The organism is Virgibacillus dakarensis (genome assembly GCF_900155625.1).
Lineage (GTDB): Bacteria > Bacillota > Bacilli > Bacillales > Amphibacillaceae > Lentibacillus_C > Lentibacillus_C populi.
Genome location: NZ_LT732553.1, coordinates 1526227 through 1540154, shown reverse-complemented (window position 1 = coordinate 1540154; position 13928 = coordinate 1526227). Strand labels below are relative to the sequence as shown.

General features: G+C 39.9%; 12 protein-coding genes, 3 pseudogenes and 1 riboswitch. Of the genes and pseudogenes, 13 read left to right on the top strand and 2 right to left on the bottom strand.

The window, feature by feature from the left end; all coding sequences use genetic code 11:
- The first annotated feature begins 164 nt into the window (after positions 1–164).
- Positions 165–265, top strand: a riboswitch (glycine riboswitch).
- Positions 266–471: 206 nt separating this feature from the next.
- From gcvT to gcvPB, 3 genes are read left to right on the top strand one after another with little or no spacing between them, the layout of a single operon-like run.
- Complete coding sequence (gene gcvT / locus CZ382_RS07780; RefSeq protein WP_088050620.1) at positions 472–1578, top strand: glycine cleavage system aminomethyltransferase GcvT; 1107 nt, start codon at positions 472–474, stop codon at positions 1576–1578.
- A 13-nt stretch (positions 1579–1591) separates the two neighbouring features.
- Positions 1592–2944: an aminomethyl-transferring glycine dehydrogenase subunit GcvPA gene (gene gcvPA / locus CZ382_RS07775; RefSeq protein WP_088050619.1), complete on the top strand. Its 1353-nt coding sequence runs from the start codon at positions 1592–1594 to the stop codon at positions 2942–2944.
- A complete protein-coding gene (gene gcvPB, locus CZ382_RS07770) occupies positions 2934–4391 on the top strand; it encodes an aminomethyl-transferring glycine dehydrogenase subunit GcvPB (protein WP_088050618.1) in 1458 nt (485 codons plus the stop codon). The genes gcvPA and gcvPB overlap by 11 nt, the downstream gene beginning before the upstream one ends.
- Before the next feature lie 54 nt (positions 4392–4445).
- Here gcvPB and CZ382_RS07765 read toward each other — a convergent pair whose 3' ends face one another.
- The gene (locus tag CZ382_RS07765; RefSeq protein ID WP_088050617.1) at positions 4446–4811 is read right to left on the bottom strand and encodes a rhodanese-like domain-containing protein; all 366 of its coding nucleotides are present in this window, start codon (positions 4809–4811) and stop codon (positions 4446–4448) included.
- 436 nt (positions 4812–5247) lie between these two features.
- Between CZ382_RS07765 and CZ382_RS07760 the strand changes: the two are divergent.
- The 7 genes and pseudogenes from CZ382_RS07760 to CZ382_RS07730 all read left to right on the top strand — a co-directional run.
- Positions 5248–6039, top strand: a pseudogene (locus CZ382_RS07760) (ribonucleotide reductase N-terminal alpha domain-containing protein); the annotation flags it as partial.
- Positions 6040–6262: 223 nt separating this feature from the next.
- On the top strand, positions 6263–6625 hold the full coding sequence (locus CZ382_RS07755; RefSeq protein ID WP_088050615.1) for a helix-turn-helix domain-containing protein: 363 nt from the start codon (positions 6263–6265) through the stop codon (positions 6623–6625).
- A gap of 37 nt (positions 6626–6662) precedes the next feature.
- Positions 6663–7136, top strand: coding sequence for an LAGLIDADG family homing endonuclease (locus CZ382_RS07750; protein ID WP_140392721.1), 474 nt, complete (start codon positions 6663–6665; stop codon positions 7134–7136).
- Between the two features lie 65 nt (positions 7137–7201).
- Positions 7202–7858: pseudogene (locus CZ382_RS07745) on the top strand (vitamin B12-dependent ribonucleotide reductase); the annotation flags it as partial.
- A gap of 249 nt (positions 7859–8107) precedes the next feature.
- Positions 8108–9229 (top strand): annotated as a pseudogene (locus tag CZ382_RS07740) (vitamin B12-dependent ribonucleotide reductase); the annotation flags it as partial.
- Positions 9230–9379: 150 nt separating this feature from the next.
- Positions 9380–9796 carry a transcriptional regulator MntR gene (gene mntR / locus CZ382_RS07735; protein ID WP_088050611.1) on the top strand — a complete coding sequence of 139 codons (417 nt, stop codon included), beginning with the start codon at positions 9380–9382 and terminating at the stop codon, positions 9794–9796.
- Between the two features lie 122 nt (positions 9797–9918).
- Positions 9919–10809 carry a patatin-like phospholipase family protein gene (locus CZ382_RS07730; RefSeq protein ID WP_088050610.1) on the top strand — a complete coding sequence of 297 codons (891 nt, stop codon included), beginning with the start codon at positions 9919–9921 and terminating at the stop codon, positions 10807–10809.
- Positions 10810–10837: 28 nt separating this feature from the next.
- Here the strand turns inward: CZ382_RS07730 and CZ382_RS07725 are convergent, their stop codons facing one another.
- A complete protein-coding gene (locus tag CZ382_RS07725) occupies positions 10838–11206 on the bottom strand; it encodes an SA1362 family protein (protein ID WP_088050609.1) in 369 nt (122 codons plus the stop codon).
- A gap of 368 nt (positions 11207–11574) precedes the next feature.
- On the opposite strand from CZ382_RS07725, the gene CZ382_RS07720 reads away from it, so the two are divergent.
- The 3 genes from CZ382_RS07720 (at position 11575) to efp (ending at position 13883) form a co-directional block, all read left to right on the top strand.
- Positions 11575–12099: a YqhR family membrane protein gene (locus CZ382_RS07720; RefSeq protein ID WP_230856035.1), complete on the top strand. Its 525-nt coding sequence runs from the start codon at positions 11575–11577 to the stop codon at positions 12097–12099.
- A gap of 136 nt (positions 12100–12235) precedes the next feature.
- Entirely contained in the window at positions 12236–13297 is a 1062-nt protein-coding gene (locus CZ382_RS07715) for a M24 family metallopeptidase (protein WP_088051009.1), read from the top strand.
- A 28-nt stretch (positions 13298–13325) separates the two neighbouring features.
- Positions 13326–13883 (top strand): elongation factor P, encoded by a 558-nt coding sequence (efp, locus tag CZ382_RS07710; protein ID WP_088050608.1) that lies wholly within the window; start codon positions 13326–13328, stop codon positions 13881–13883.
- Positions 13884–13928: the final 45 nt, after the last annotated feature.

The window sequence follows — 13928 nt, the reverse complement described above, 5'->3', positions numbered from 1 at the left end:
TAATTCAATCGTATTTTAAAAAATATAAAAGTTTTATTACTTCTGCTATTTTTGTTTCGCAATTTATGATATACTTAAGCCAAATTGAGATTTGTTTCCTGTTTAAGGTGAAGAAAGTATTGCTATATTAGTATAACCAATTACATCTTTTTTCATAAAAGCGAATGAATACAAGGGGAGAGATTACGTAAAACAATTATTTTACGTAACGCCGAAGGAGCAAGCATATTGTGAATCTCTCAGGCAAAAAGACTCTTGTAGGACGCAACTCTGGAGAGTGTTTACGACATTTGTAGACCACCAACGAAGCAAGCCCCTAGAGTGGAATGAGAAACTTTCATTCCAAGGGTGCGCAACTTTCAGGTTGATGGACAGAGATTTCCTGGATAACAGTGAAATCTCTATTTTTTATGCAAAAACAAATTTAGAATGGAAATTTGCTAATTATCATTTTAAGAAGGAGTGGATATTGTGGCAGGACTGAAGCGAACCCCATTATTTCCCGAGTATGAAAAGCTTGGAGCAAAAACAGTCGATTTCGGTGGCTGGGACTTGCCTGTGCAATTTGCTGGTATCAAGCAGGAACACGAAACAACAAGAACGAAGGCTGGCCTTTTTGATGTATCGCACATGGGTGAAATTATCGTAAAAGGAGAAAAGAGTCTGGACTTCCTGCAAAAAATGATGACAAATGATATTTCGAAGCTTGCGCCAAACCGTGCCCAATATACGATGATGTGCTATGAAAATGGTGGAACCGTTGACGATCTAATTGTTTATATGCTTGCGGACAACCATTATTTGCTTGTTGTTAATGCAGCCAATACGGAAAAAGATTACAAGTGGCTTGAGCAAAATAATTCTGAGGGCGTTACGATCGTAAATGTTTCAGAAGATTATGTCCAGTTGGCATTGCAAGGACCATTTGCTCAGGAAATATTGCAGCCATTGACAGAGACCGATATAAGCGCTATCAAATTTTTCCGTTTTGCAAATCCGGTTTATTTTACTGGTGTCCCATCAGGTGCCATTGTTTCCCGAACAGGCTATACGGGTGAGGATGGTTTCGAAATCTATATTGCTAAGGAAAGCGGTCGTATGTTATGGCAGCTTTTATTAGAAGCTGGAAAAGAAAAAGGGGTGGAGCCAATTGGACTTGGCGCAAGGGACACATTGCGTTTCGAGGCGAATTTAGCGTTGTATGGGCAAGAGCTTTCCGAGGATATTTCCCCAATTGAGGCTGGTCTAACATTCGCTGTTAAAGTAAACAAAGAAGCCGATTTTATTGGAAAAGCTGCATTAAAAAAACAGAAAGAAGAGGGGCCGGCAAGAAAACTTGTTGGCATTGAAATGATAGATAAGGGGATCCCTCGGCATGGCTATGAAGTTTTAGCAGCCGATCAAAAAATTGGCTTTGTAACATCGGGAACGCAATCGCCAACACTACAAAAAAACGTTGGCTTGGCTTTAATACAAACTGAATATGCAAATATCGGAACAGAAGTTGTTGTACAGGTTCGCAAGCGGCAATTAAAAGCAGTTGTTGCAGAGACGCCATTTTATAAACGTGAAAAATAAGGAGGGTTTACCAGTGGAATTTCGCTATTTACCAATGACAGATACAGATAAAAAGGAGATGCTTGCAACAATCGGAGCAGAAAATACAGATGAGTTATTTTCCGACATACCCGTCAATGTTCGTTTCAATGGGGAGCTTCAGCTTAAAAAACCGGCAAATGAAGCCCAATTGAAAAAGGAGCTTACGGATTTGGCAAATAAAAATGCCAATTTAACAGCGTACAGTTCTTTCCTTGGTGCGGGTGTCTATGATCATTTTATTCCATCTGTTGTTGATCATGTTATTTCCCGCTCTGAGTTTTATACAGCATACACACCATATCAGCCGGAAATATCACAAGGAGAGTTGCAGGCTATCTTTGAATTTCAGACGATGATTTCCGAGCTAACCGGAATGCCTGTTGCCAATTCATCCATGTATGATGGCGGGACTGCTCTAGCCGAAGCAGTTAACCTCAGTGCTGCCCAAACAAAAAGAAAAAAAATCCTTGTGTCTAAAGCGGTACATCCAGAATCACGAGCAGTAATCACATCCTATGCGAAAGGACCTGGACTTGAGATTGTCGAAATTGAACAAGTGAATGGACGGACCGATTTAGTACAATTAGCTAATGAGCTTGATGAGAATACTGCAGGTGTGGTAATGCAATATCCGAACTTTTTTGGTCAGATCGAGCCGTTAAATGAAGTAAGGGAATTAATCGATCAGCAAAAGAAGACGATGTTCATCGTTTCGAGCAATCCATTAGCATTAGGTTATTTAACGCCACCTGGTGAATTTGGGGCAGACATCGTTGTTGGGGATACACAAGTATTCGGCATCCCGGCACAATTCGGAGGACCGCACTGCGGCTATTTTGCCACGACTTCTAAATTAATGCGGAAGGTTCCTGGCAGATTAGTCGGCCAAACAACCGATGAGGATGGCAGACGCGGGTTTGTACTGACATTGCAAGCCCGGGAACAGCACATCAGGCGTGATAAAGCAACGTCCAATATATGTTCGAACCAAGCGTTGAATGCACTAGCCAGTTCTGTTGCGATGAGTTCGCTTGGCAAGCATGGTATTAAGGAAATGGCAATGCTGAACATGCATAAAGCACGGTATATGAAAGATAAGCTGGAACAGGAAAATATTGACGTTGTCACAACTGGTGCTTTTTTCAATGAGTTTGTTATTAAACTTTCCGGGTCTGTTGCGGATATTAATGAAGCACTACTGGCAAAAGGTTTCATCGGTGGTTATGATTTAGCACAAGCTTATCCGGAACTGGAAGGACAGATGTTAATTGCTGTAACAGAACTTCGTACAAAAGAAGAAATTGATACTTTTGTAAAAGAATTGGGGGATATCCATGGCCGTTAAAGATTTTCCGTTACTATTTGAACGCAGCAAAGAGGGCAGGACAAGTTATAGTTTACCAGAATTGGATGTACCGGAAGCCGATTTGTCAGCTGATCTGGATGATTCATTCATTCGGACGAACGCGCCTGATTTACCGGAACTAAGTGAATTAGAAATCATTAGGCATTATACGGGATTATCGAGACGAAATTATGGGGTGGATTCCGGCTTTTATCCATTAGGTTCTTGTACAATGAAATATAATCCGAAGATTAACGAAGATGTTGCACGTTTGCCTGGATTTAGTCATATTCATCCATACCAGGATCCAAACAGTGTGCAAGGCGCAATGGAAATGATGTACGATTTGCAAACCGCGTTAAAGGAAATTACCGGTATGAATGAGGTGTCACTGCAGCCAGCTGCCGGTGCACAAGGTGAATGGACTGGTCTCATGATGATACGTGCCTTTCACGAAGCAAACGGTGATACGAGACGAACAAAGGTGATTGTTCCTGACTCTGCCCACGGAACAAACCCTGCATCAGCATCCGTTGCCGGTTTTGATGCAATTACGGTTAAATCGAATGAAAAAGGTCTAGTCGATTTGGAAGATCTAAAACGTGTAGTTGGAGATGATACAGCGGCATTAATGCTGACAAACCCGAATACACTTGGATTATTTGAAACAGAAATACTGGAGATGGCGGAAATTGTTCATGATGCAGGAGGGAAATTATATTATGATGGTGCCAATTTAAATGCAATTATGGGCTATGCGCGGCCTGGTGATATGGGCTTTGATGTTGTTCATTTGAACTTGCACAAAACATTCACTGGACCACATGGTGGCGGTGGACCTGGATCAGGTCCTGTCGGCGTGACAGAAGAGTTGACACCATTTTTGCCAAGGCCATTACTTGTGAAGCAGGATGACAAGTATGTATTTGACGATGATCGCCCGGACTCTATCGGTCGAGTAAAGCCATACTATGGCAACTTCGGGATTAACTTACGTGCCTATACGTATATTCGAACAATGGGCGGGGAAGGTCTTAAAAAGGTAAGTGAATATGCGGTGTTAAATGCAAACTATATGATGCACAGATTGGAAAAAGAATTTGTTTTACCATATCCGCAGCATTGTAAGCATGAATTTGTTTTGTCAGGTAGAAACCAGAAGAAATTAGGGGTACGGACACTTGATATCGCAAAACGGCTGCTTGATTTTGGCTACCATCCGCCAACTATTTATTTTCCGTTAAACGTGGAGGAAGCGTTGATGATTGAGCCAACAGAAACCGAATCAAAAGAAACACTGGACGGTTTTATTGATGCGATGCTAGAGATCGCAGAAGAGGCGAAACATGATCCGGAGACCGTACAAGAAGCACCACATACGACAATTGTAAAACGGATGGATGAGACAACTGCCGCTAGAAAGCCAATTTTGAGATATGATAAATAATAACAGAGACGTTCCGGTTACCATTTTAACCAGAACGTCTCTTCCTGAAAATACTCATTTAATTTTTCCTGTCCATTTTTTAAATCCGCCTTTTAGCTGACTTAAATCCTGATAGCCTTTTTTGCGGAGGAGCTGGGCTGCCCGTGCTGACCTGGAACCACTTTGACAATAAAGAAAGACAGGCTTGTCTTTTCTCAATTCTACAAGGCGATGTTTCATCTGTGTTAATGGTATATTTCTGGCGCCAAGGATATGTCCTTTTTTAAATTCCTGGGGCTCTCGTACATCGATTAATTGGGCTTTTCGATATCCTTCCCGAAATTGTTCTTCCGTTAATGTTTTTAAATAGGCACGTTGTCTAAAATAGCGGAATAAACCAAATCCGATAACAACAACAAGTGCAATGATAATAATTTCCATGATTTGTCCCCCGTTTTTTCTCTTATGTTCCATATCTATTATATGGTTGATTGTCTACTTTTTCAAAGGTTTTTATTCTTTGTTTCATCAAACGAAGTGAGTCTTTATACCTATTTTTAATTTTTTTAATTAAATGTATGATGTAGTTTGTGTGATTTAATCATCTTTTTACCAGAGGGTATATCATCTCTATTATCTTTACTGCAAATGCAAATGGCGAAAAATATGATTTTGGCAAAATAATGGCTTGTTTTCGTTTGATATCTCAAAAATTCGAGCGAAATTACCCTTTTTTATTTTTGACAAAATCATAGTTTTTTGCTTAAAACACAATATATAGTATTTTTTATTTAAATCAAGCACAATATATTGTTATTTTTGATTCGTTTGTGGTATGGTGAAAATAGAAGTACATATTTAAAAAAGGAGTGATGAAATGTCGACTGTTGTCGAGGAACGAAACAAAATTAATATAAAAAGCTTGAACAAAGATATTGCATTGTTTTCGCAAGTACATCCGATTACAGATGACATGAAGCTAACCCATAAAGGTGTATCAAGGTTAGTCATGCTTGACCGCTACGCATTTAAAGACACAGAAAAGAAGACGTTGAAGGTTGGAGACTTTGTTGTATTAACGGTAAAAGCCGATCCAAAGTTTCCGGCACGCGGACTAGGATTTGTGAGGGATATTGATTGGATCAATAAGCAGGCGGATATTCAAGTGGATCCAGAATTTGTTCATGTCCTGGATAATGAAGCGGAACAAGAGACCGGCGTTGTAAAACGATCCTTGGATGTCATTGACAAGCCATTGGAGATTTACTATGAACAAATTGCCAGGAGAAATGCGACAGGTCTAGCGAGTGTTGAGACGACTGAGGAGAAGCGTCGTGAATCGTTTGAAAAATTTAATCAGGAATTAGCCAGCTTAAACTTCATTCCGGCTGGACGAGTATTGTATGGTGCAGGCTCCAAGACGGATGTAACATTTTTCAATTGTTACGTAATGCCATATATTCAGGATTCTCGTGAAGGAATTTCCGATCACCGCAAGCAGGTAATGGAGATTATGAGCCGCGGTGGCGGTGTCGGTACAAACGGGTCAACATTACGACCAAGAAACACACTGGCAAAAGGTGTCAATGGTAAATCATCCGGTTCAGTATCATGGCTGGATGATATTGCGAAATTAACGCATTTAGTTGAGCAAGGAGGTTCACGTCGTTAATATCTCGGCGACGTAATCTCGTGAATTGCTGGAACACCCTTAGAGCTTTCTTCACCACAACGTGATTGGCAACAGTGAGCGTGAAGGTTTAAAAAGAAGGAAGATTGGGCAATCAGCAGCCAAGTATCTTTGGAAACGAAGATAAAGGTTCAACGACTATTGAAACTTCCTAAGGTTCCTGTTAAAAAATAAACTATTATTTATATATGAGGTGGTTACTATGGGAATTAAGGAAGAAGTAAATCGTAATAAACGGCGACGTGTTTACGAGGCGCGAGACAAGGAAGAAATCATAAATTCGATAATTAAACTCCATGCTGAAGGCTATAGTCAAGTTGATATAGCAAAATCGTTGAAAATAAGCAGAGGAACCATCAGGCGATGGAATAACGAACTTCACTTTATCAAAATTAGAACACCGGGAGTAGCTGGGAAATTGAAAAATAAAATCTATACCTATGATGAAGATTTCTTTGAACATACATTGACTCCGAATAAAGCATATATTTTAGGATATATAACAGGTGATGGAACAATTTATGATCGTAAGAAATCCAAAAGATTAGTACTTGCCCCTGGCTGAGAAAGACAAACAATTATTATTTGATATAGGCGAAGAGATGGGCGTTAAGGATTTAATTAAATTCAGAAAGAAGAACGCCTCAAATGAACAAAACAAATATTCATTAACCATTAATTCTACAAAGATGTGTAATGATTTAATAAAACTGGGAATTGGACCAAGAAAAACAGGTTTGGAGAAATGGATTGAGTTTAATAACCATGAATTTCAATGGGCCTATTTAAGGGGATTTTTTGATGCAGACGGGCACATTAGAATTTATAAAAGAAATGGTTATCAGAAGGCTAGACTTGGTTTTACCGGGAATCCCGAAATGCTTCTATCCATTTTAAACTTTTTCAAATCATTTGGTTTAGCGAAAAATGTAAATTCTATTACACACAAGCAAGGATGCTCTGATATATATGTTAGTAGCATTAGGGATATTAAATTAGTGTTCAATGAATTGTACAAGTATGGAGATATTAAATTAAAACGAAAGTATGATAAATTTTCTTCCTTGATGATATAGTCTGATCTTACATGAAAGTGTAAGAGTATGGCAGAAATGACCATACCCCTATTGTATAAAGGAGTAACAAAACGGGAGCACAAATGATCATGCTGGTCGATTCGCATCCGGATATCATTGAATTTATCATTTCAAAGATGCAGAATCCGCGAATTTTACGGTACTTGATTGAAAACACGGAAGATGAACAAATCAAACAGCTGGCACAAGAAAAATTGAAGTTTACCCCGTTAACCGAAACAGAGGTCGATCTGTATCAGGGGATTGTTAATTATAAAAATATGCCAGGTTTAGGCGGTTTTACTCAAGCAGCCATTCGGGAGGCGGAAGATAAGCTGAGAACCGGCGGAACATATTCCGTTCATAATCCTGAATTCCTGACCGGTGCAAACATTTCCGTATGTTTGACGAAGGATTTTATGGACGCGGTGGAAAATGACAGCTGGTATGAACTTCGTTTTCCGGATGTAGAAAACTATACGCAAAAGGAAATGAAAGAATACAATCAGAACTGGCATGAAGTTGGCGATGTCCGCAAATGGGAAGCAATGGGTTATGGTGTCCGGGTTTACCGGCGTATCAAGGCCAAAGAACTATGGAATCTGATTAACGTCTGTGCGACCTATTCAGCTGAGCCAGGGATCTTTTTCATTGATAATGCGAATGACATGACAAACGCCAAAGCGTACGGCGATCAAGTCGTAGCGACGAACCCGTGTGGTAGAGTAGCATAGTTTGCCTCACGTTAAACATCGGGTGAATTGCTGGAAAGCTAAGGGTATTATACCTATGCCAATCAGCAGCGAAGTATCACAGGGATGTGATAAACGTTCAGAGACTAGATGCATACCACTAGACCAGTGATGAAGCATCCACGAGCGCCCGGCACGTACATCTACGTGAAGATATAGTCCGACACTCTATTGAAAAATGGAGAAGTCCAGGATAAAGAGCCTGGAATACAACAGATGGAACAGCCGCTCGCACCATATTCAGTTTGTAATTTAGCAGCGGTAAACCTTGCTGAATTTGCCAACAAGGATACCAAAACAGTGAACTTCGATAAATTAAAACAAACCGTTCGCATCGGCGTCAGGATGCAGGATAATGTGATTGATGCAACGCCGTACTTCTTGGAAGAAAATAGGAGGCAGGCGTTAGGCGAACGCCGTGTTGGGCTTGGTGTAATGGGACTTCATGACCTGTTGATCTATTGTGATACAGAATATGGATCAGATGAAGGAAATAAATTGGTAGATAAAATATTCGAAACGATTGCAACGACTGCTTATCGTGCATCAATTGAATTAGCTAAAGAAAAGGGCAGCTTTCCATTTTTAATTGGTAAGACAGATGAAGAAACGAAATCACTCAGGGAAGCATTTATCAATACCGGATATATGAAACAAATGCCAGAAGATATCAGACAAGATATATTAAAATACGGTATTCGCAACTCGCATTTGCTAACTGTTGCTCCCACCGGGTCCACTGGTACCATGGTTGGCGTAAGTACAGGATTAGAACCATATTTTTCCTTTTCTTATTTCAGAAGTGGACGGCTCGGTAAGTTTATTGAAGTAAAAGCAGACATTGTCCAGGAATATTTGGATCGCCACCCGGAACAAGATCCGGATAATTTGCCGAAATGGTTCGTCACAGCAATGGACTTGGCACCAGAAGCACATGCCGATACACAATGTGTTATCCAGCGTTGGGTGGATAGCTCGATATCAAAAACAGTGAACGCACCAAGAGGTTATACGGTTAACCAAGTGGAAAATGTTTACCGTCGCTTATACAAAGGTGGCGCAAAGGGTGGAACCGTTTATGTGGACGGGAGCCGTGATTCACAAGTACTGACTCTGAAGGCGGAAGAAAATTCATTCACTGAGGATACGGAAGCAATCCAAACAGAGGAAAAACCGCGTGTTGTCCTCATGGATACCATTCAGGAACTGGAAAGAACAAATGTTACAATCGGTTCCGAGGTTGGCGACACATGTCCGGTTTGCCGCGAAGGCAGTGTGGAAGATATCGGTGGCTGTAATACGTGTACAAGCTGTGGTGCACAGTTGAAGTGTGGATTATAAGTACTGAAGAAAAGAGCTTACTCAAAAAGGGTTGGCTCTTTTCATTTTTCTTAAGGTATAGCTTGTTTATCAATGGATTATCCTGTATCCTTATTATAGAAACATTGTTGCCTTACCTAAAAATTTATTCTTTTGAAATGAGGAGATTTTATGCCGACTCCAAGTATGGAGGATTACATAGAACAAATCTATAATTTGATTGAGGCAAAGGGATATGCCCGCGTATCCGATATTGCTGAAGCTTTACAGGTGCACCCCTCTTCTGTTACGAAAATGGTTCAGAAGCTTGACAAAGATGAGTATTTAAATTATGAAAAATACCGGGGATTTATCTTAACCCCAAAAGGCAAAAAAATTGGCGAGCGATTGGTTTTCCGTCATGAATTACTTGAACAGTTTCTGGAAATTATCGGCGTGGAAAAGGATAATATTTACGAAGATGTCGAAGGGATCGAGCATCACTTAAGCTGGAATTCGATTGATCGGATCGGGGATTTGGTGCAATATTTTAAAGCGGATAACAAGCGGGTTGACGAACTGCGAAAAACACACAGCGAAATGGAATAAGGAAATAGAGAATCCAGCCAATTGCCGGCTGGATTTTTTGTGTAGTGGTGTTATAAAAAATTATGTTCTAATTTTCAATTAGCAGCTTAAAAATGTATAAAGACCAGATAAGGGGCGAACCGATGAAAATTGATGGCGTGTTCTCTGGTGGTGGTGTAAAGGCATATGCATTTTTGGGTGCATTGAAAAGTATAGCTGAACAGGAGCATAAATTGGAACGTGTTGCAGGTACCTCAGCTGGTGCCATCGTTGCAGCATTTGTAGCGGCAAATTATCGCCTGGATGAACTGGAGGAATTACTAACCGATCTTGATCTGAAGAAATTTCTCGATCAGCCGGCTATCAGCAACTATATTCCGTTTAGTAAGTGGTTGTTCTTATATTTTCAGATGGGGATTTATAAAGGGGACAAACTGGAAAATTGGTTATATGACCGTTTGGCAGAGAAAAATATTTATACCTTTAATGATGTCCAAGAGGGTTATTTAAAAGTTGTGACAAGCGACCTGTCACTTGGAAAACTTGTTGTTATACCTGATGATTTGGAACGGATTTATGGTATTAATCCAAAATTCTTTCCCGTAGCAAAGGCTGTAAGAATGAGTGCGGGTTTTCCATACTTTTTTATGCCAAAAAAACTGCCCGGAAAGACAAAGCATAAAAGTATTGTCGTTGATGGTGGCTTATTAAGCAATTTTCCGTTATGGATATTTGAAAATGAAGATAAAACGAAAAAACGCCCGGTGCTAGGAGTAAAATTAAGTACAGACGTGAAAGGTTATCAGCCACGCAAAATCAAAAATGCTTTCGATATGTTTCAGGCGCTTTTTTCAACGATGAAACAGGCGCATGATGCAAGGTATATTTCCACCTCACAAAAAAACAATATCATTTTTATTCCAGTCGAAAATGTGGAATCAGTCAATTTCTCTATAGATGAGGATATAAAAAACAGGTTAATAGCAACCGGAAAAAATAGTGCCGATCAGTTTTTGCAGAACTGGCCCAGATGATTTATGGTATACAAAAAACCGAGCTCATTTAAAAAGAAGCCCGGTTTTTTCGTTTATGCTTATTTCCGTCAATTACACGTAAATGGGAAGCACGTTTTGTTGCTTTTTTCTTTGTGGGCAATGGCTGCGAGTGCACCTGTTTAGTAGATTTCGCTTTCGTTTTATACTTTGCCTTTGATTGTTTAACCGCTTGTTTATATTTTTTCATATCGCTGGAAGGGGTCCTTTTTCTGAGAAAGATGAAATAGATTACCGCAAATACTGCTATACCGACACCGAGCATCGTAAAGATACTTGTGAAAAAGCTTGCCGTATTGGTAAATAGCTGGGAAACCAAGCCGATGGCAGCAAGACCAATGATTAAATAAATAAACACGGAAACTATATTACGATTCACAACCAGTGACCTCCTTTCACTTTTTGAACATCCTCTTATCGGGAATCATAATAAACCCATTACTACAGATATACCACTAAAAAGGGGTTTTATATCACTTGTTACCATAAATTCTGTCCTTTTTGCCTTGAAATATTCACTATTATTCTTTTTTCCTTCATGTTTCCCACAAGATGGCATTCTTAACTTGATTCATTTAAACAAACAATCCCATCCATTTCCACTCACCAGATACTTCTCCTTCTTCCATATTACTAAAAAAGATCGCGAATCACTAGCTACATGCTGCTAACACATCGCCTAATTAAAAACCTGCAAGACTTATTTTTAAACAACAATTGGTGATAATAAAGTTGGAGGTGGTTATCGTGTCGGAAACAAAACAAAAAGACGAAGCAAAAATGGAACAAACGAAGCGTGATAAACCAATGTCCATTTTGCCAAGATCATTATTTACTGGTTTTATCGGGGGATTGATCTGGAGTACATTTGGGGTAATCATGTATTATTTTAATTTTTCTGAGGTTGCACCGAAAACGTTTGTATTGCGGTCCTGGTTGAAGGCAGGATGGACCAATAGCTGGCTAGGTGAAATTGTATCCGTGCTGCTCTTGGGACTGCTCTCCATTTTAACTGCATTTGTCTACTACGGATTATTTAAGAAAGCTAATTCATTGTGGTTTGCTGCGGGCTTTGGGGTTGTGCTGTGGGCGATTATTTTTTATGTTTTGCAACCAATATTCGGCAATGTGCCGCCGGTCGCGGATCTAAATAGAGATACGATTGTTTCAACAATATGTTTATTTATTCTCTATGGAACCTTTATCGGGTATTCGATTTCATATGATTATCATGATACGATTGTAAAAGAACAGCGCAAGTCCAAAGAATAAAAAACGTTATTCAAAAGTTTTGGTTTATGATAAACTAAAAAAGTCTTTAGAGTTATCAAAATGACAGACTAGCGGGTGTTGAGTGGTCAAAAAGGCATTAACATGTGCCCGAAAACGGATAGAAAGGGATGGAGACATGGAGAAACTAACGAGATTGAGAGAAGAACTGGAAGCAAACAAATTGGATGCCATTATGATTGGGAGTCCGATAAATCGCCGGTATGTTACAGGTTTTACAGGTACTGCCGGTGTTGTCCTCATAACGCAGAACGATGCACTATTCATTACCGATTTTCGCTACATAGAGCAGGCGACAAAACAGGCAACACAATTTAAAATTGTCGAGCACAAACAGGTAATCGTACAAGAAATAAAAGATCAATTGGGACAACTGCATGTTAAACGGTTAGGCTTCGAAAAAGATCATGTTACATATTCGGCGTATGAACAGTATCAAGAAGCATTTGATGCAGAACTTGTCCCTGTCAGCGGAGTAGTTGAAAAACTGCGTTTAATCAAGACCGATAGCGAGCTAACCATCATGAAAAAGGCAGCCAAAATTGTCGACGATGCTTTTGTGCATATTCAAAACTTCATTAAACCAGGTGTAAAAGAAATGGATATCGCTAATGAACTGGAATTTTTTATGCGTAAGCAAGGTGCAACATCATCCAGTTTTGATACGATTGTTGCCTCTGGATATCGTGGAGCATTGCCGCATGGGGTAGCTTCTGAAAAGGAAATCGCAGAAGGGGAGCTGGTTACGCTGGATTATGGTGCACTATACCAGGGATACTGCTCCGATACGACTAGAACGGTTGCCGTTGGTGAAATTAGTGACGAGCTGATGAAAATATATGATATCGTATTAACTGCACAGCTAAAAGGAGTGGAAGGTGTTAAACCTGGAATAACTGGTAAGCAGGGAGATTCAATTGTTCGGGATTATATAACAGAACAAGGATACGGCGATTATTTCGGACATTCCACCGGTCATGGACTAGGGATGGAAGTGCATGAGCAGCCATCACTCTCCTATCGCGCTGAAACAATACTTGAACCGGGAATGGTTGTTACGGTTGAGCCAGGTATTTATGTACCGAATGTAGGCGGTTGCCGGATTGAGGATGATGTGGTTGTAACCGAGACTGGTAATGAGCGGTTAACCTTCGCTGAAAAGAAATTGATTCAATTATAAGCAGGTTTTTTAGGGAGGAATTTTTTATATGATTTCAGTTAATGATTTCAAAACAGGATTAACCATTCAAGTAGATAATGATATTTGGCAAGTTCTCGAGTTTCAGCATGTAAAGCCGGGTAAGGGTGCTGCATTTGTTCGTTCTAAATTGCGTAACCTTAGAAACGGCAATATCCAGGAAAAAACATTCCGCGGCGGTGAAAAAGTAAATAAAGCACATATTGAAAACCGGAAAATGCAATATTTATATGCATCCGGTGATACACATGCATTTATGGATACAAACACATATGAGCAAATTGAAATACAGACAAGTCAAATTGAACATGAACTAAAATTTATGAAAGAAAATATGGAGGTTTCGGTGATTACGTACGAAGGGGAGATTCTCGGTGTAGATCTGCCCAATAACGTTGAATTAACGGTAACAGAAACGGAGCCAGGGATAAAAGGGGATACAGCTAGTGGCGGTTCAAAACCCGCCACATTAGAAACTGGCCTTAGTGTACAAGTCCCCTTCTTCATTAATACCGGGGATGTTTTAGTGATTAATACAGCCGACGGCAAATATGTTTCACGAGCATAAGAGACTTTCCGCATGAGGGAGAGACCAAACAAGGGTCTCTCCCTC